The sequence below is a fragment of the Oceanisphaera marina genome (assembly GCF_014643915.1).
Taxonomy (GTDB): domain Bacteria; phylum Pseudomonadota; class Gammaproteobacteria; order Enterobacterales; family Aeromonadaceae; genus Oceanimonas; species Oceanimonas marina.
Genome location: NZ_BMKE01000005.1, coordinates 22200 through 39855, shown reverse-complemented (window position 1 = coordinate 39855; position 17656 = coordinate 22200). Strand labels below are relative to the sequence as shown.

At 53.2% G+C, this 17656-nt stretch carries 17 protein-coding genes; 8 read left to right on the top strand and 9 right to left on the bottom strand.

The annotated features are described in order from the left end of the window. Nucleotides 1–20: 20 nt before the first annotated feature. Nucleotides 21–1289 carry a YeaH/YhbH family protein gene (locus tag IEW52_RS04310; RefSeq protein ID WP_188628844.1) on the top strand — a complete coding sequence of 423 codons (1269 nt, stop codon included), beginning with the start codon at nt 21–23 and terminating at the stop codon, nt 1287–1289. 7 nt (nt 1290–1296) lie between these two features. After that, nucleotides 1297–2817, top strand: coding sequence for a SpoVR family protein (locus IEW52_RS04305; protein WP_188628843.1), 1521 nt, complete (start codon nt 1297–1299; stop codon nt 2815–2817). A gap of 90 nt (nt 2818–2907) precedes the next feature. Here the strand turns inward: IEW52_RS04305 and fadR are convergent, their stop codons facing one another. Further along, nucleotides 2908–3621: a fatty acid metabolism transcriptional regulator FadR gene (gene fadR / locus IEW52_RS04300; protein WP_188628842.1), complete on the bottom strand. Its 714-nt coding sequence runs from the start codon at nt 3619–3621 to the stop codon at nt 2908–2910. Nucleotides 3622–3757: 136 nt separating this feature from the next. On the opposite strand from fadR, the gene dsbB reads away from it, so the two are divergent. Continuing rightward, on the top strand, nt 3758–4270 hold the full coding sequence (dsbB, locus tag IEW52_RS04295) for a disulfide bond formation protein DsbB (RefSeq protein ID WP_188628841.1): 513 nt from the start codon (nt 3758–3760) through the stop codon (nt 4268–4270). Nucleotides 4271–4385: 115 nt separating this feature from the next. Here dsbB and IEW52_RS04290 read toward each other — a convergent pair whose 3' ends face one another. The 3 genes from IEW52_RS04290 to IEW52_RS04280 are packed head-to-tail and all read right to left on the bottom strand — an operon-like array spanning nt 4386 to nt 5813. After that, nucleotides 4386–4820 (bottom strand): YcgN family cysteine cluster protein, encoded by a 435-nt coding sequence (locus IEW52_RS04290; protein ID WP_188628840.1) that lies wholly within the window; start codon nt 4818–4820, stop codon nt 4386–4388. Between the two features lie 3 nt (nt 4821–4823). Continuing rightward, the gene (locus tag IEW52_RS04285; RefSeq protein ID WP_188628839.1) at nt 4824–5486 is read right to left on the bottom strand and encodes a fumarylacetoacetate hydrolase family protein; all 663 of its coding nucleotides are present in this window, start codon (nt 5484–5486) and stop codon (nt 4824–4826) included. Nucleotides 5487–5543: 57 nt separating this feature from the next. Continuing rightward, the gene (locus IEW52_RS04280; RefSeq protein ID WP_188628838.1) at nt 5544–5813 is read right to left on the bottom strand and encodes a YcgL domain-containing protein; all 270 of its coding nucleotides are present in this window, start codon (nt 5811–5813) and stop codon (nt 5544–5546) included. A 105-nt stretch (nt 5814–5918) separates the two neighbouring features. Between IEW52_RS04280 and minC the strand changes: the two genes are divergently transcribed. From minC to minE, 3 genes are read left to right on the top strand one after another with little or no spacing between them, the layout of a single operon-like run. Beyond that, nucleotides 5919–6611 (top strand): septum site-determining protein MinC, encoded by a 693-nt coding sequence (gene minC, locus IEW52_RS04275; RefSeq protein ID WP_188628837.1) that lies wholly within the window; start codon nt 5919–5921, stop codon nt 6609–6611. A gap of 24 nt (nt 6612–6635) precedes the next feature. Then, nucleotides 6636–7448, top strand: coding sequence for a septum site-determining protein MinD (minD, locus tag IEW52_RS04270; protein WP_188628836.1), 813 nt, complete (start codon nt 6636–6638; stop codon nt 7446–7448). A gap of 3 nt (nt 7449–7451) precedes the next feature. Next, a complete protein-coding gene (gene minE, locus IEW52_RS04265; protein WP_188628835.1) occupies nt 7452–7739 on the top strand; it encodes a cell division topological specificity factor MinE in 288 nt (95 codons plus the stop codon). 84 nt (nt 7740–7823) lie between these two features. Here minE and rnd read toward each other — a convergent pair whose 3' ends face one another. The 5 genes from rnd to yoaA all read right to left on the bottom strand — a co-directional run bounded on the left by rnd (nt 7824) and on the right by yoaA (nt 13633). Beyond that, the gene (gene rnd, locus IEW52_RS04260; protein ID WP_188628834.1) at nt 7824–8918 is read right to left on the bottom strand and encodes a ribonuclease D; all 1095 of its coding nucleotides are present in this window, start codon (nt 8916–8918) and stop codon (nt 7824–7826) included. 45 nt (nt 8919–8963) lie between these two features. Further along, nucleotides 8964–10685 carry a long-chain-fatty-acid--CoA ligase FadD gene (gene fadD, locus IEW52_RS04255; protein WP_229667786.1) on the bottom strand — a complete coding sequence of 574 codons (1722 nt, stop codon included), beginning with the start codon at nt 10683–10685 and terminating at the stop codon, nt 8964–8966. A gap of 156 nt (nt 10686–10841) precedes the next feature. Beyond that, nucleotides 10842–10994, bottom strand: a complete 153-nt coding sequence (locus IEW52_RS04250) for a hypothetical protein (protein WP_188628833.1) — start codon at nt 10992–10994, stop codon at nt 10842–10844. Nucleotides 10995–11005: 11 nt separating this feature from the next. Next, entirely contained in the window at nt 11006–11689 is a 684-nt protein-coding gene (gene tsaB / locus IEW52_RS04245) for a tRNA (adenosine(37)-N6)-threonylcarbamoyltransferase complex dimerization subunit type 1 TsaB (protein ID WP_188628832.1), read from the bottom strand. 6 nt (nt 11690–11695) lie between these two features. Next, on the bottom strand, nt 11696–13633 hold the full coding sequence (gene yoaA / locus IEW52_RS04240; RefSeq protein ID WP_229667785.1) for a DNA repair helicase YoaA: 1938 nt from the start codon (nt 13631–13633) through the stop codon (nt 11696–11698). Nucleotides 13634–13769: 136 nt separating this feature from the next. Here yoaA and IEW52_RS04235 point away from each other — a divergent pair, with 136 nt between their 5' ends. Both IEW52_RS04235 and hglS read left to right on the top strand, forming a co-directional pair. Next, nucleotides 13770–15608, top strand: a complete 1839-nt coding sequence (locus tag IEW52_RS04235) for a monovalent cation:proton antiporter-2 (CPA2) family protein (RefSeq protein WP_308424520.1) — start codon at nt 13770–13772, stop codon at nt 15606–15608. A 223-nt stretch (nt 15609–15831) separates the two neighbouring features. Continuing rightward, nucleotides 15832–17214: a 2-oxoadipate dioxygenase/decarboxylase HglS gene (gene hglS, locus IEW52_RS04230; protein ID WP_188628831.1), complete on the top strand. Its 1383-nt coding sequence runs from the start codon at nt 15832–15834 to the stop codon at nt 17212–17214. Nucleotides 17215–17656: the final 442 nt, after the last annotated feature.

The window sequence follows — 17656 nt, the reverse complement described above, 5'->3', positions numbered from 1 at the left end:
GGTAAGTGTTGGGGGAAATTATGGCGCATTTTATCGATAGACGACTAAATGGCCGCAACAAAAGCGCTGTGAACCGGCAGCGCTTTATCCGCCGCTATCAACAACAACTAAAAAAGGCGGTGTCGGATGCGGTACTCAAACGCAGTATTCAGGATATCGACAAGGGTGAGAGTGTTTCCATTCCCACCCGGGATATCTCTGAACCTGTGTTTCATCAAGGCAAAGGCGGTAGCCGTGAACAAGTTCATCCGGGTAACGACCAGTTTATTACCGGTGACAAGGTAGACAGACCCCAGGGTGGTGGTGGTCAGGGCGGTGGTCAGGGCGATGCCAGTAACCAGGGAGAAGGCCAGGACGACTTTATTTTTGAGATTTCGAAGGAAGAGTATCTCGACTTGTTGTTTGATGGATTGGAACTGCCCAATCTCGAAAAGAACAAGCTCAACAAGATAAGCGAAATGAAAACCTTTCGTGCCGGTTATTCTTCAGAAGGGGTGCCGGCCAATATCAATATCGTACGTTCGTTGCGCCAGTCACTGGCACGGCGCATGGCGCTGCAGGTGGGCAAGAAGAAAACCGTGGCCGAGCTGGAGCGGGAACTTGAAGAACTCAGTCGCCACCCTACCCAGCACTATGCCCGAATTCAGGATCTGGAGCTGGAAATTGCCGAGCTGAAGCGGCGTATTGCCGCGGTGCCTTTCATCGACACCTTCGACTTGCGCTTTAACAACTTCGTGCAAAGGCCCATTCCTTCTACCCAGGCGGTGATGTTCTGCATCATGGACGTATCCGGTTCCATGGATCAGGCCACCAAAGACATGGCAAAGCGGTTTTATCTGTTGCTATACCTGTTTTTGACCCGTACCTATAAAAACGTCGAAGTGGTGTTTATTCGCCATCACACCCAGGCCAAGGAGGTCGACGAACAGGAGTTTTTCTATTCCCAGGAAACAGGCGGCACCATTGTATCCAGTGCGCTGCAACTGATGAAAGAGATCATTGACGATCGCTATCCATCCGACCAATGGAATATTTACGCGGCACAAGCATCGGATGGCGACAACTGGGCCGATGACTCCCCCTTGTGCAAGAAGCTGCTGCAAGACGACATCATGTCACTGGTGCGGTATTACGCCTATATCGAAATAACCAATCGCGCCCATCAAACCTTGTGGCACGAATATGAATCCATCGCACGCAGCTTTTCCAACTTTGCCATGGAGCATATACGTTCGGTAGAAGATATTTATCCCGTATTCAGAGAGCTGTTTAAGAAACAGGCGGCATGAGGTGACCATGACTGAGACTGCAACCCAGACCAGCACCCGTCCGCTGAGTGACGGACCAGACTGGAGCTTTGAGTTACTCGAAGCCTACCACACGGAAATTGCCCGTATTGCCAAGCACTACGGCCTGAGTACCTATCCCAACCAGATAGAAATCATCATGGGCGAACAAATGATGGATGCCTATTCCAGCATTGGGATGCCCATTGGTTATCATCACTGGTCTTATGGCAAAAAGTTCATTCAAACCGAACAAAACTACCGACGAGGACAAATGGGGCTGGCCTATGAAATTGTCATCAACTCCAACCCCTGTATTGCCTACCTGATGGAAGAAAACACCATGCCCATGCAGGCATTGGTGATTGCCCATGCCTGTTACGGACATAATTCCTTTTTCAAAAATAACTACTTGTTCAAAGCATGGACCGACGCCGAGTCGATAATCGACTACCTGCTGTTTGCCAAGCACTACATCAGCGAATGTGAAGAAAAGCACGGCGTGGCAGAAGTGGAATCCTTTCTCGATAGCTGTCATGCCTTGATGAACTATGGCGTCGATCGTTACAAGCGGCCACAGCAATTGTCACTGGCTGAAGAAAGACGCCGCCAAAAGGCGCGGGAAAGCTATCTGCAAACTCAGGTCAACGAGCTGTGGAAGACCTTGCCACGCATGGACGATGCCAAAGCCGAGAAAAAGCGACGCTACCCCGTGGAGCCCGAAGAGAACCTGCTGTACTTTATTGAAAAGCATGCCCCGCTGCTGGAGCCCTGGCAGCGTGAAATTGTGCGCATCGTGCGCAAGATCAGCCAGTACTTTTATCCCCAGAAACAGACCCAGGTAATGAACGAAGGCTGGGCCACCTTCTGGCACTACACCATTACCCAGCACATGTATGACGAGGGGCTGGTCACCGATAGCTTCATGATGGAAGTACTGCACAACCATACCAATGTGGTTTTTCAGCCGCCCTATAACAGCCAGTATTATTCGGGTATTAATCCCTATGCGCTGGGCTTTGCCATGTTTGTGGACTTGCGACGTATTTGCGAACACCCCACAGAAGAAGACAGGGCCTGGTTTCCGGACATCGCCGGCTCCGACTGGGTAAAAACCCTGCACTTTGCCATGGAGAATTTCAAGGACGAAAGCTTTATCAGCCAGTTTCTCTCACCCAAGGTGATGCGGGACATGCACTTATTTGCCGTGTCCGATGATGACACCCGTAATTACCTGGAAATTTCCGCCATTCACGATGAGCAAGGCTATCGAGTATTGCGCCAAAAACTGTCTAATCAATACAACCTGTCCAACCTGGAACCCAATATTCAGGTGTATAACGTAGAGGTTAAAGGCAATCGCTCCCTGACGTTACGTCATGTACCGCACAACCGCATCCCGCTGGCCGACTCCAGCCATGAAGTACTCAAGCATGTACACCGCTTGTGGGGCTTTGATGTCTTGTTAGAGCAAGAAGAGCCCGATGGCAGCGCAAGCACCATTGGTCGTTGTCCGGAGCACAATCCCTGACCGGGAACCATGAGTGAAAACCAATAAAAAACCCTCTGTGTTACGCCTGTTTCAAGGCACACAGAGGGTTTTATTAACCAAGTAAGATGCTTAGTGCTGCGCCATGCCTTCGGCCAGGTGTTCGCGCATTTCAAACCACAATTTGCCCGACGCCTTGCCGTACTCTCGTACCACATCAGTCACCTGCTCAAGCTCGCTTGCCTCGGTTAATCCCCCAAGATCTCGATAATAAGCTACGGCCAACTGACGCGCTGCCGGCAACGAGAAGTAATAACGCCCTACCCGGCAATACAAGCCCTTAAAGCCATTCAGGATCAAACCATAAATCGGATTACCGGAAGCAAACGCCAACTGGTGATGTAGCTCGTAATCAAAGGCGGCAAACGCATCGGCGTCATCGGCCAATTGATCTATCTCCGCGATGGCTGAAGCGACCTTTTCCGGATTGTTTTTGATGGCCGCACGAATGAAGATGCTACTGATATGGGTACGGGCAGATAATAAATGTTCAATCAGCTCGGGCATTTTATCTTCATCGAGCCGTGCCAGTGTTTCCAGAATATTGAGACTGGAGGTTTCCCAGAAGTTATTTACCCGGGTTGGCTTGCCATGCTGTATGGTCAACCAGCCGTCTCGGGCCAGACGTTGCAGTACCTCACGCAGTGTGGTTCGGGTGACGCCAATCAACTCCGACAATTCACGTTCGGCAGGCAAGATAGAACCCGGTGGAAAGTGACTGTTCCAGATGGATTCTATGATATATTGTTCCGCGAAATTGGCTGGACTTTGTGCCTTGATGACCATGAAACCACTCTGTTAAATATATTAAAATGGGTAAAATCAGCGCCGATAATAACAGAGCGGACCAGTTTTCTACAAGCACCCTCCTTTTCCTGCGACTTGCCCGGATCACCTTTAGTCCCTATACAGTGAGGAATTCATGCTATACGCCTTTTCTCGTTCGCCCATGGCCTGGGCGTTACTGACTCTGGGTAGCAGCGTCTTGCTGGCCATCGCCCTGTTCTTTCAATATGGTCAGGGCATGGCGCCCTGCGTGATGTGTGTGTATCAAAGAGCCGCACTGCTTGGTGTTATGCTGGCCGCCGGCGTGGGCTGGCTGGCACCGCGCCACAAGGTGTTCAGCAACCTGGCATTGCTCGGCTGGCTGACCGCCGCCGGCAAAGGCTGGCTACTGGCCAAAGAGCACGTCGGTTACCAGTTCAACCCCTCGCCCTTTACCCAGTGCTCCAGCATTGCCGAGTTTCCAGCCTGGTTACCACTCGATACCTGGCTACCCCTGGTGTTTCACCCCAGCGGCGACTGTGCCGATGCATCCTGGATATGGATGGGCCTGAGTATGCCCCAGTGGCTAATGTGGATATTCGCCGGCCTGACGGCTCTGGCGGGGTTGTTTATTGTGGTGCGAGTCACGGGAAAAAGCCGTAAGCTTTAAGCGGTCAGTTAAAGATAATGCGCAAAGCAAAATGAAAAAAACGAACCTCCCGGGTTCGTTTTTTGTCTTACAGCCGATAGCTGACCGCTGTGTTCAAAGACAGGAGTGTTTCAAATCAGCTTGCCCAGGTAATAATATGATCTTCCCAGGCGCCGGCTTTGGACTCGGGCACCACCTTGCCACGCACCGACTGTCCGGCCTTGTGCATGGCGCTTTTAGAACCGGTACGCAATGGGTGCCAGGACGGCAATGACTGCCCTTCGGCTAACAGTCGGTAAGCGCAGCTTGAAGGCAACCAAAAATAGTCGTCCAGCTTGTCTCGGGTGATTTTCAGGCAATCCGGCACGATGGAAAAACGATTTTCATAGTTACTGCACGCACAAGAATGCGTATTAAGCAGTTCGCATGCCACATTGGTATGCACTAATTCATCCGTATCTTCATCAATCAACTTGTTGAGACAACATTTACCACAACCGTCACACAAGGCTTCCCATTCCTGATCCGACATTTGCTCTAACGACTTGGTATACCAAAAATCAGCCTGCATTTCTTATCCTGCTACTTGGGCACTAAAACGGTACTGACCGTTCAACTGCATATCGAGTTGGTCCTGTGGCTTGAGCTCTCCAACCCCTTTGGGGGTTCCCGTCAGGACAATATCGCCGGGGTTCAAGGTAAAACAACGGCTCATTTCAGACAGCAGCTGCTCTATGGGCCACATCATCTGAGCCGTGTTCCCGCTTTGCCTGGGCTGGCTGTTTATCTGCAGGCTGAAATCGAGCTGCTGCAGATGGCCCAGCATATCAGGCACCGCAAACGGACTAATAGGGCAACTACCATCAAACGCCTTGGCGCGCTCCCAGGGGTGGCCATTGGCTTTTAGCTCATCCTGTACATCGCGCAAGGTTAAATCGAGCGCCAGACCCACGCCGGCAATGGCATCCAGGGTATGTCCAGGCTCCGCATGACAGAGTCGACGACCGATCAACAGGGCAACTTCCAGCTCATGATGCACCGCACCCAACCCCTTGGGAAGCAACAAGGGCACATCCAGCCCTATTAAACTGCTGGCCGGTTTGATAAACAACAAGGGCTGCTTGGGGACAGGGTTATTAAGCTCGGCGGCATGGTCCTGGTAGCTGCGGCCAACGCACACTACTTTGCCCACCGCATAGGGTAAGGGTTGACCTTGCAAGTCCAGATGTTGATACATGAGTCGCTCCTGTTGAATGACCGCTCAGCCGGCTTGACTCAAACAGTCAATCAGCGGCTACAATTGATTCGCGCGAAACTGTTTGAGCAAGTTTTCTGGCGGAGGCGGTATTTGCAAATAATACCCCTGGGTCTTTAACGCCGTTTGCACCTTGGCCAAATCGGCTTGCCCAAGTTGTTTTTTGGTTGCCAGATTAATAATCATAGCAAGTTGTGGCGTACCAAAGGTATCCAGCAAGGCGGAAGGGACACGAGAGAAGTCGTCGCGTCGCTCCACAAAAAGATAGGTTTGGTCCATTTTGGGACTTTTATATACTACAGATAACATGGAAATTGCTATAATCCGTCGGCTTTATTGCCAGTTAGGGCGGCAAACTATAACATCAGCGCGACCAATAACAAAAAGGATTATATCCTTGGGGGAAAGCCGCTTATGGCGGAGCATGGAATTGAATTAAAAGGCAGTAGTTTTACCCTGTCCGTGGTGCACATTACCGATCAGGATATTACCGAGGTAAAACGCCTGTTAGCAGAAAAAGTTGCAATGGCCCCGGCCTTTTTCCGGGCCGCACCCCTGGTTATAAATATTGAAAAGCTGTTACGGACTCCTGATTTTTCGGCCATTGCCGACGTACTCAGAGAGCTGGACCTGGTTCCGGTCGGCGTAACGGGTGCCAAGACTGACGAAGCGCGGGACGCGGCACGGGCAGCAGGTCTGGCGATTGTCAGCACCGGCAAGGCAGCAGTAACACAAAGTCTGCCCGAGCCCAAAGAAGCCCCCGCAGAGCTGCTTAACCTGCCGGGAACCAAGGTACACAGAGGCCCGGTACGTTCTGGCCAGCAAGTGTATGCCCCTAATGGGTCACTGGTGGTACTGGGAGCCGTCAGTAACGGTGCCGAAGTGATTGCAGATGACAGTATTCATGTTTATGGACCACTGCGTGGCCGGGCAGTTGCCGGCGCCAAGGGAAATGAATCGGCAAGAATTTATTGCCAGCAGTTGATGGCCGAACTGATTTCCGTTGCGGGTCACTATCAACTCAGTGCAGGACTACAGGGTGATAACTGGGAACAGGCTGTCACTATTTCTTTGGCGGGCGAACAGTTAACAATCGACCGACTCTAATTTTCACGACTTTAGGAACATAATATGGCACGAATTATCGTCGTCACATCTGGAAAAGGAGGCGTGGGTAAAACCACCTCCAGTGCAGCCATCAGTACCGGTCTGGCCAGCCTTGGTCACAAGACGGTGGTTATCGATTTCGATATTGGCCTGCGTAATCTTGATTTAATCATGGGTTGTGAACGTCGCGTAGTATACGACTTCGTTAATGTCCTCAATGGGGACGTCAACCTGAATCAGGCGCTGATCCGCGACAAGCGTGTAGACAATCTTTATATTCTGCCCGCTTCGCAAACCCGGGACAAAGATGCCCTCACTCGTGATGGCGTGGAAAAAATACTGAAAGATCTGGCAGCCATGGACTTTGATTACATCGTCTGTGACTCCCCCGCCGGCATTGAAACCGGCGCCATGATGGCACTGTACTTTGCCGACGAAGCCATCATCACCACCAATCCCGAGGTGTCTTCAGTACGGGATTCTGACCGCGTACTCGGCATTCTGGCGTCCAAATCCTGGCGTGCAGAGCAGAATATGGAGCCTATCAAGGAACACCTGCTGCTCACCCGCTACTCACCAGAACGCGTGACCCGTGGCGACATGCTGGCGGTGCAAGACGTACAGGAAATTCTGGCCATTCCGCTGCTGGGCGTGATTCCTGAGTCTCAGGCCGTACTTAAAGCCTCTAACGCCGGTGAACCCGTGATCCTGGATAACGAGTCCGATGCCGGCCTCGCCTATGCCGACGCCGTCGCCCGCTTGCTGGGCGAAGAGCGCCCTTTCCGCTTCCTCGATGAAGAGAAAAAGGGATTTTTCAGCAGAATTTTTGGGAGTTAAATTATGTCTCTACTGGACTATTTCCGTTCAAAGAAGAATCAGAACAGCGCTCAGCTTGCCAAAGAGCGCCTACAGATCATTGTTGCGCACGAACGTAGCCAGCGGGATACCCCGGATTATCTACCGCAAATGCAACAAGATATTTTGGCGGTGATCCGTAAATATGTGGATATCGACATCGATCAGATTTCGGTACAACTCGATCAAAAAGGCGATAATCTGTCGGTACTCGAGTTGAATATCATGTTTCCGGAAGTGGATGAAAAAGCCATCAGCAAGGCAGAAGGTTAATCCCTTTGCCACGCATAATGAAATACGCCAGATTCGAATGATATCGAGCCTGGCGTATTTCTGGCACAGCAATGAATTGAAAAATTAAAGTTGCGACCCGAGTAACTCACCGCGCCAGCCTTGCAACAAGGTCGGCTTGATGTCGGTGCTTTCTTCCAATCGCCACTTCCAGCTTAAATATTGGTGAATCAACCGCTTGGAGGCAATGACTTCCGCAGGAATTTCGGCTTGCTCACCGGCGATGTCGACCAGCGACTTGATGCGTTTCAACTCTGCCTTGTAGTCCGGGTAATCAATCAATCGTTTCACCGGCTGGGGCCAGCTGTCTGGCGCAGCCAGGGCCTGCTCGACCAGCGCCAGCAAGGTGCTGCCGTGACGACGAATTTCCATCGGATCCAGATCCAGCTTAGCCAAATCACCCAGCGACAAGGGTGCCCGCTCTGCTACTCGGAACAGATGTGCTTCTTTCACCACAAAATTGACGGCCAAATCGCGGCGACGAGCTTCGCTTAATCGCCACTCGCACAAACGCTGCAATATTCCCAGCGCCTGACAGTCCAAAGTCCAGGCATTCTTAATGTCCAGATAGGCAAAGGCAGGATCCGTGCTTTCGGTACGTCGCTTGACTGCGCGTTCACATTCTTGCTCAAACCAGTCGCTCAGGCCTTTCTGTGCCAGTTGCTCCATGAGTTTTTGATACACGGGGTAGAGATAAATCACATCGTCCGCCGCGTAGCTTAGCTGGGCACTCGACAAGGGACGCGCCAGCCAGTCGGTACGAGCATGGGCTTTATCCAGACTGACACCCAGCAGTTTGTCGACCAGAGGAGCAAACCCCAGCTGACTGCCCAGTCCCAGGAAAGCCGCCGCCAATTGTGTGTCGTGAATGCGTGCTGGCAAGGCGCCGCTCTGATGCTGCAGCAATTCAAGATCTTCGCCTCCGGCATGCAGCACACACAGCCGGGCCGGATCATGCAGCAAACGCCATAGGGGAGAGAGGTCAGAAATGGCAACCGGATCAATCAGTCCGGTACGCTTGCCATCAAACAGCTGGTACAGGCCGGGTTTGGCATAAAAGGTGCGGGTGCGAATAAATTCGGTATCCAGCGCCAGCAAGCTGGCGTCTGTATTACAAAAGTCGGTAAGGGTCTGGTTATCCGTGATCAGTGTATAAGTCATGGGTACTCTGTGTGGACGGCAAAATAAATACCCGCGAAGGCTCGTTCAAGAAGCCTGGTCTCTCAGCTCCCTGCGCAGTATTTTACCGACATTGGTTTTGGGCAATTCGTCACGAAATTCTATCACCTTAGGCACCTTATAGGCAGTGAGATATTGACGACAATGAGCCTTGAGGGTTTTTTCATCCAGCTCGACGCCCGACTTTTTCACCACCACCAGCTTGACCAGCTCTCCGCTGTCTTCCTGAGGAACGCCCACCGCTGCGGCTTCCAGCACAGCCGGGTGCTGCATGGCCACCTCTTCAATTTCGTTAGGAAATACGTTAAAGCCCGACACCAGTATCATGTCTTTCTTGCGATCGACGATTTTCAGAAATCCCTGTTCATCCATGGTGGCAATATCACCAGTGCGCAGCCAGCCGTCGTGAAACGGGCTGTCCGGGCCCGCACTCTCTGCATCATTTGCCGACCAGTAGCTGCTCATCACCTGAGGGCCTTTCACTTCCATCTCGCCCGGAGTATGAGTCAGGGTAATTTCCTGGCCGTCATCATCTACCAACCGTACTTCGGTAGAACACACCGGCAGGCCAATAGAGCCGTTGTATCCGTCCATGTCATAGGGGCACACGGTTACCAGCGGCGAGCACTCGGTCAGGCCATACCCTTCCAGCAACCGGCTACCGGTAATCGACTGCCAACGCTCGGCAACCACGCGCTGCACCGACATACCGCCGCCTATGGTGAGTTTCAGGCTGCTAAAGTCATGCTGTTGAAAGTCTTCATTATTCACCAGAGCATTGAACAAGGTGTTTACCCCTGTGATACAGGTAAAGTCATAGCCTTTAAGCTCCCGTACAAAACCGGGCAGATCTCTGGGGTTGGTAATCAATAAATTCTGGGCACCGATACGAAAAAACAGCAAGCCATTCACTGTCAGGGCAAAAACATGATACAGCGGCAGCGCCGTCACCACTTTTTCTGCGCCCATTTTCAGTACCGGGCCATACATGCCCAGGCACTGCTCGACGTTGGCCAATACGTTACGATGACTCAGCATGGCCCCCTTGGAGCGTCCCGTGGTACCGCCGGTATATTGTAAAAATGCCAGCGTATCGCCATTTAGCTCGGGGCGGATATAACGCAAACCGCTCCCCTTGCTGAGGGCCGTGGAATAACGAATGTGATTGGGCAGATGATAGTCGGGTACCAGCTTTTTAATGTACTTGACCACAAAGTTAAGCAGCATCCCTTTTATCGTTCCCAGATGGTCGCCCATTTGGGTAAGAATGACATTTTTAACCGGCGTGTCCTGCATCACTTCTGCCAGGGTGTGGGCAAAGTTATCCACTATCACTATGGTGTCGACCCTGGCGTCAGTGAGCTGATGCTTGAGCTCGCGAGCCGTATACAAGGGATTGACGTTAACCACCACCAGACCGGCGCGCAGGGCACCAAACAAGCAGACCGGGTATTGCAACAAGTTGGGCATCATCAGGGCAATGCGCTCGCCGGGTGCCAGGTGTAACGATTGCTGCAGATACGCGGCGAAATCTCGCGACTGATTATCCAGTTCACGATAACTCATGCTCTTGCCAAAGTTGATATAGGCTGGCTGTTCGGCAAAGTCGTTAACGCCCTGCTCGAACATGTCGAGCAGGGAAGAAAAAGTATCCGCGTTGATGTTTTCAGGCACATCGGCAGGATAACGTTGCAGCCAAGGCTTGCCAGAAAAGGACATCGGCTCTTGGCCGGATTGGACGGGTTCCATATCAGTCTCCTGGGTCAGGGCAAAAGGCGTGGCATGACCGTGCGATTGACGGGCCAACAGGCTTGCCAGCCTACCAACTTAAAGCTTTTACTCTAAAACCCGTTATAGATCCACAACAGGATAACATAGAGTCAACATAATTATTGCTGATGTGCGCTAGCGCTGGCGATAGTGCCACAATCGAATGCGGCGCAGATTGTTACGCTTGCGACGCTGCCGATATTGCAGGCTGCGATGAAAAGGACGTTGCACATAAAACAGCAGAACCTGACTGTCTTCCTGACGCCGCTTGATGGAAAATATAACCACTTCGGCTCCTGTTAACGACCGGGCAACTTCTGCCAGGTCACTTTGTCTCTAAGATAGACGGGTTGAGCCAGGGCGGCATCCACTCCTTGTCCGGCTTGCCATAATGCCAATGCCTGAGGCAGCAAGTCCTGGGCATCGGGATACGGCAAAGCACCACATTCGCTCGTTACCAATGCTGCCAACTCGGCATAGGTGACAAAGCCCGAGCCGACGCCCGTTGCCCAGTGCTGGTTGGCGGCAGCCGTTAAAAAAGCGTCGGGGGCGATCACCTGTTCGGCCTCGCGCACTTCCATCACCCCCTGCGCCATGGCATATCCCCCCACATATATCTCGCCCATGCGAGCATCAATGGCACTCAATACTTGCTCGGCACCACACACACGATGGGCACCTTGCGCCAGCGCCTGCAAGTTGGACACGCCCAGCAAAGGCAAGTCGGCACCGAAAGCCAGCCCTTGTGCAACCCCCAAGGTAATGCGCACCCCGGTAAAAGAGCCGGGGCCACGGCCAAAAGCCAAACCATCCAGCTGATTGAGCGCCAGTTCGCCCTCGGCCAGCAATTCGGCAACCATGGGCAAAATAAGGTCCGTATGGCCCCGTGGTGCCACCTGATAACGGCTTAACACGGTACCGTCTTGCCACAGGGCGGCAGAGCATGCCTCGGTGGCGGTATCTATGGCCAGTATTCGGGTCATGGGGTATTACTCCAGCGTAGATAAAAATTCGGCCACCTGCTGCAAACTGCGGGTACGCGGCATGGCAGGTAAACTGTTAATAAAATCGGCGCCATAGGCCCGATTGACTAAACGGTCATCGGTGATCACCAGGGCACCGTGATCGGCCACATCCCGGATCAGGCGCCCCACTCCCTGCTTAAGGGTAATAATGGCTTTGGGCAGCTGTACCTTGGCAAAACCGTCTTCGCCTCGGCGGCGGCAATCATCCAGCCGGGCACTGAGCAGGGGGTCATCCGGCGCACTAAAGGGCAATTTGTCGATCACCACGCATTGCAGCGCATTGCCGCGCACGTCTATCCCTTCCCAAAAGCTGCTGGTGGCCACCAACACAGCATGACCATCCTGGCTAAAGCGCTCCAGCAACCGCACCTTGTTGTCTTCCCCCTGAACCAGAATGGCTCTGTCCAGCTTAAGGCGCAGCACCTCGGCCACTTCGTTCATCACCTTGTAACTGGTGCACAGAAAAAAGCTCCCGCCGGGCACCGCCGACAGCGTGCCAATCAGCGACTCGGCCAGACTACGGCCACGTCCCTGAGCGTTGGTGGGCGGCAGATAACGAGGGACGCACAAACGAGATTGGCGAGAGTAATCAAAAGGACTGTCCAATTGCAAGGTGCGCGGCTGGGACAGCCCCATATCGCTGCAAAAGTGGTCAAAATTGTCACCCACCGCCAGCGTCGCCGAGGTAAATATCCAGCTGACCGATTCTTTGGCCAGCTCGACGGCAAACCGCTCGGCAACCGACAAGGGCGTTTTGTGAAAGCTGATATGCAGGCGGGAGCAATCAAACCAGTAGGAATAACCGTCTTCTGCTACCCGGGTCACTGACTCTAATTGCGTACGCAGCCCCACCAATCGCTCGAAGCAATGATCCAGCTGCTCGCCCCGCCCCAGCGCCAGCTTGAGCACATCGTAACAAAAGGCCAGACTTTCGTTGAGTCGTGCCAACCCATGAGCCACTTCCGGCCGCGCCAGCATGGGCCTGAGCTGGCCGCGTTGACTGTCGTGACCAAAGGTGAGTCGTAAATCCTGGGCATAACGCTCAATCTGATCCGCCACCTTGCTGATCTGCGCCATGTCTTTGGCTTCTACTTTTTGCGCCAGACGCAAATCCCGCGCCAGCTCTAATATCTGACGGCTGGACTGGCTCTGGCCAAAATACTGACCGGCTATATCGGGTAGCTGATGGGCTTCATCCAGAATATAGGCGTCGGCCTCGGGGATCAGTTGACCAAAGCCGGTGTCACGCACCGCCATGTCGGCAAAAAACAGGTGATGGTTTACCACCACCACCTGAGCTTCCATGGCGTTGGCCCGCGCCTTGACCAGAAAGCAATCCTGATAATGACTGCACTCGCGCCCCAGACAATTGTCATTGGTGCTGGTGACCAGGGGCAGAATTTCGCTGCGCTCGGCCAGGCCGGGAATATCGCCAATGTCGCCGCTGTGGGTCATGGGCATAAAACGGCGTACCCGCTGCAAATCAACCAACCCCTCGGCAGACAAATGCGGCACGCTATCGTTCAGCAGGTTAAGGCGCTCGATACACAGATAATTGGCTCGGCCCTTCAGCAAGGCCACGGGGTGATGATAGGCCATGGCCTTCACAAGAGTGGGCAGGTCGCGATGAAACAACTGTTCTTGCAGGTTGCGAGAGCCAGTGCTTAACACCACCTTTTTGCCAGCCGCCAGCACAGGAGCCAGATAAGCATAGGTTTTACCGGTACCCGTACCCGCCTCTACCACCAAAGGGACTTTATCTGTTAACGCCTGGGCGACCGCCGCCGCCATTTCAACCTGGGCCTGGCGGGGTTTAAAGCCATCTATGGCCTTTGCCAAAGGGCCATGCTCGGAAAAAAGCGCAATAGAGTGAGGGGCAGAAAGCGTGCTGTCGTCGTCCAAAGCCGGTGAGTCTCATCGATAAAAACGTCATGATAACAAAAGCCGGCGCAACACGGCAGTCGACTATTCCGTTTTTAACAAGGCCGTGCGACACTCTCGACGCCTTTTTCTTGCCTGTTGTCTCACCCTGGGAGTCATGATGTCCGAAACCGGTGGCCTGCTCCATGCCAGCGTTATTTTCCTGTTGACGGCTGTGTTAATGGTGCCGTTGGCCAAACGGCTCAAGTTGGGGGCCGTGCTCGGCTACCTGTTGGGTGGGGTACTGATAGGACCTTCGGTATTGGGCCTGATCACCGCGCCCGAGAGTATTTCCCAGTTGTCGGAGCTGGGCGTGGTGATGCTGATGTTCATCATCGGTCTGGAACTTTCGCCACGTCGGTTGTGGGTCATGCGCCGTGCCGTTTTTGGCGCCGGACTGGCTCAGGTGATACTCACGGGCGTGTTACTGGCGCTGGGAGCCTGGCAAATTTTTGGTCAGAGCTGGCAGGCGGCCGTAATTTTAGGCTTCGGTCTGGCGCTGTCATCTACCGCTATGGGACTGCAGCTGCTGGCCGAGCGCAAGGAAATGAGCAGTCCCCATGGCCGCCAGGCATTTGCCATCCTGTTGTTTCAGGATATTGCCGCCATTCCCTTGATAGCCCTGGTGCCCGCCCTGGGCTCGGCTCAGGCCAGCTCAGGTGAAGGCGGCGCTCATTTACTGCAAATTGTGGCCAGCATCGGATTGGTGGTGATTGGCGGGCGTTATCTGTTGCGTCCGGTATTTCGCATTGTGGCCAAAACCGGCCTGCAGGAAGTGTCTACCGCTACTGCCCTGCTGGTGGTCATGGGCACGGCCTGGTTGATGGAATGGGCCCATGTGTCCATGGCTCTCGGTGCCTTTCTGGCCGGCATGTTACTGGCCGATTCGGAATATCGCCACGAACTGGAGTCACAACTGGAGCCGTTTAAAGGTTTGCTGCTGGGCCTGTTCTTTATCGGCGTGGGCATGAGTGCCGATTTGAGCCTGTTATTGACACACCCCTTCATGATTCTTGGGCTGGCGCTGTTATTACTGGCCCTCAAGTTACCCTTGCTGGCGCTGGTGGGTCGCATGATCGGCAAATTAGACTCGTTAAGCGCCATCAAGCTGGGCCTGTTACTGGCAGCCGGGGGGGAGTTTGCCTTTGTGTTGTTTGGTCTGGCCCGGGACAATGCCCTGTTTGATAATGAGCTACACGACATTCTGGTGATGACCATCACCCTGTCGATGGCACTCACCCCCCTGATATTATTGCTGTTGTCTCGCCGTTTGATACAGGCCATTCCTGCCCGCACGGTACCGCCGGAATACGAGGAAGTGGACGATCATCACCCTAGAGCCGTTATCGTGGGCATGGGTCGCATGGGGCAAATTATCGCCCGGGTATTGCGGGCCCAACGTGTTCCCTTTGTGGCCTTTGAAACCGAAGTCGACACCATCAGCATTACCCGCAGCATAGACAATATTGCCATTTATTATGGTGATCCGCTGCGCCCGGGCGTGTTGCGCACCGCCGGAGCCGAACAGGCAGAGTTTTTCATTGTCGCGACCGATGATCCGGATATTAACCTGCACATTACCCAGGCAGTTCGCCTGCGCTACCCGCACATGAAGGTGATTGCTCGCGCACGCAACCGCCAACATGTGCACAAGTTATGGGATTTGGGCGCCATGCCGGTGCGTGAGACCTTTCATTCCAGCGTGGAAATGAGCCGCCGTGTACTGCAGGGATTGGGGTTGGGTGAAGAACAGATAGAGGCTCGATTGCGCCGTTTTCGCGAGCACGACGAGCGGGTACTGAGGGAACAACATAAGGTATACGACGATGAAATCGCGGTTTTTCAAACGGCCCGTCAGGCTCGCGCCGAGCTGGAAACCTTGTTTGAAAGCGATCATCTGGAACAGGTACCCAAAGCCCTGAATCCTGATGCAAACAATAAAAAATGTGAAGAGTGAAAGCTGCAATCAATCGAAAGCCGGTGTCTTAATCACAATGGCCTCCGACAACGTGGCAAAGCCCTATCTATGCAACTGGCGGTAGCCGACACATTTGACTCACCCCAACCATCATCCATTCCTTTCTGGAATGGATTCGCGAGCAGTTGCCGTTTGTCATGACTCATGAAGTGGTATTAAGGTTCTGGGTATTACCTTGATTTGGTTAAAGGACATTACCACCATGACTCTCGAACATTTCTTGCCAGCAGACGATATTCGCACCCTGTTCTCCACATCCATGTCCCGTATGTATCAACAGGAAGTACCGCAATACGGCACCCTGATGCAACTGGTGGCAGAAATTAATGAGCAGACACTGGCCAGTGAACCCAGCCTGCAGCAGCAACTGGATAGTAACGGCGAACTGGAACGGCTCAGCCTGGAACGTCATGGAGCCATTCGGGTGGGCACTGCCGCCGAGCTCAGCACGTTACGCCGGGTCTTCGCCATCATGGGCATGCACCCTGTGAGTTATTACGATTTGTCCGAAGCGGGAGTACCTGTACATTCCACCGCTTTTCGCCCCGTTGATGATGCTTCATTACGGCGCAATCCATTTCGTATTTTCACCTCGTTGCTGCGTCTCGAACTGATTGAAGAGGATGATCTACGAGCACGCGCAGCCGAGATACTCTCCCAGCGCAATATCTTCACCGACAGGGCTCTACAACTAATCGCCCAAGCCGAAGTTCAAGGTGGCTTGACCGCGAAACAGGCCCACGAGTTTGTTGCCGAAGTACTGGAGACCTTTCGCTGGCATCAGCACGCCACTGTCGATATCGCGACCTATCATACCCTGCAAGATGCTCATCGTCTGATTGCCGACGTGGTCTGCTTTCGCGGCCCGCATATCAATCACCTGACACCAAGAACACTGGACATAGACACCGTTCAGTTACGGATGCCCACCGTCAACATCAATCCCAAGGCGGTGATCGAAGGCCCGCCCCGCCGTCGTTGTCCCATATTGCTGCGCCAGACCAGCTTTACTGCCCTGGAAGAAGAAATTCACTTTGCCGGTGAACAGGCGGACTCCCATACCGCTCGTTTCGGCGAAATAGAGCAACGAGGCATGGCGCTCACTCCCAAGGGGCGCGCCCTCTACGACGAACTTTTGACCCGTTCACGACAAGCTCCTGCTCAAACCGATAATGAGACTCATCAGCGTCTACTGACGAGCGCTTTTGCCGACTTTCCAGACGATGAGCTCAGCTTGCGCACCCAAGAATTGGGATATTTCCGCTATAACCTGACCGAAGCCGGTCGCCAGCAGGCCAAACTGGGTGGCGCGCCTGGCGAGCTAGAGACCCTGATAAAAGCCGGTCTGGTACAGGCTACGCCCATCACTTATGAAGACTTTCTGCCAGTCAGCGCCGCCGGTATTTTCCAGTCCAACCTGGGAGGTGGTGGGCATCAGGCCTATGCCCAAAATGCCAATCAGGCAGCTTTCGAGCAGGCTCTGGGTTGCCCGGTTATCGACGAATTCACTCTTTACGCCAAACTGCAGGACGACTCTGCCCAGCAGGTTCTGCAGGCGCTTGTTACTGGCATCAATCCCATTTAATTCCAGGTCGGCGCTCCAGTGCCCAGCCCGGTTTCGGATTATGCTCGATTACTCGAGCGAAATGATACAGGCCATAACAGGCATGAAAAGGGACATATGCTGGAGCGGCACACTCCATCTTTGTCCTCCTCATGTCACCGATTTGCCTAATGACTGTTTACAGGCGACTTGGTTAGATGGCTATACCACTTTTCCCACACAGAGCGTATAGCCACGACCAAGGGTAGATATAAAAACCCAACTCAAGTCACAAAAACAATCTAAAATATTACCTTTTTAATTCACATTGATATAAAACACCAAAAATAAAGATAAAAAAGAATGCATCTGTTGCTAGTTTTTATTTGATCTTGGTCAGGAAATAGTAGAACCTTCGCCTTCATTTTGGATAACACATGGTCGAAGCACGCCAGACATCAACAGCCACCGGCTGACATTGACG

Bases quoted from the DNA above. Each gene is read 5' to 3' on its own strand.
- IEW52_RS04310 (WP_188628844.1), top strand. From the start codon at position 21: ATGGCGCATTTTATCGATAGACGACTAAATGGCCGCAACAAAAGCGCT.
- IEW52_RS04305 (WP_188628843.1), top strand. From the start codon at position 1,297: ATGACTGAGACTGCAACCCAGACCAGCACCCGTCCGCTGAGTGACGGA.
- fadR (WP_188628842.1), bottom strand. From the start codon at position 3,621: ATGGTCATCAAGGCACAAAGTCCAGCCAATTTCGCGGAACAATATATC.
- dsbB (WP_188628841.1), top strand. From the start codon at position 3,758: ATGCTATACGCCTTTTCTCGTTCGCCCATGGCCTGGGCGTTACTGACT.
- IEW52_RS04290 (WP_188628840.1), bottom strand. From the start codon at position 4,820: ATGCAGGCTGATTTTTGGTATACCAAGTCGTTAGAGCAAATGTCGGAT.
- IEW52_RS04285 (WP_188628839.1), bottom strand. From the start codon at position 5,486: ATGTATCAACATCTGGACTTGCAAGGTCAACCCTTACCCTATGCGGTG.
- IEW52_RS04280 (WP_188628838.1), bottom strand. From the start codon at position 5,813: ATGTTATCTGTAGTATATAAAAGTCCCAAAATGGACCAAACCTATCTT.
- minC (WP_188628837.1), top strand. From the start codon at position 5,919: ATGGCGGAGCATGGAATTGAATTAAAAGGCAGTAGTTTTACCCTGTCC.
- minD (WP_188628836.1), top strand. From the start codon at position 6,636: ATGGCACGAATTATCGTCGTCACATCTGGAAAAGGAGGCGTGGGTAAA.
- minE (WP_188628835.1), top strand. From the start codon at position 7,452: ATGTCTCTACTGGACTATTTCCGTTCAAAGAAGAATCAGAACAGCGCT.
- rnd (WP_188628834.1), bottom strand. From the start codon at position 8,918: ATGACTTATACACTGATCACGGATAACCAGACCCTTACCGACTTTTGT.
- fadD (WP_229667786.1), bottom strand. From the start codon at position 10,685: ATGGAACCCGTCCAATCCGGCCAAGAGCCGATGTCCTTTTCTGGCAAG.
- tsaB (WP_188628832.1), bottom strand. From the start codon at position 11,689: ATGACCCGAATACTGGCCATAGATACCGCCACCGAGGCATGCTCTGCC.
- IEW52_RS04235 (WP_308424520.1), top strand. From the start codon at position 13,770: ATGATGTCCGAAACCGGTGGCCTGCTCCATGCCAGCGTTATTTTCCTG.
- hglS (WP_188628831.1), top strand. From the start codon at position 15,832: ATGACTCTCGAACATTTCTTGCCAGCAGACGATATTCGCACCCTGTTC.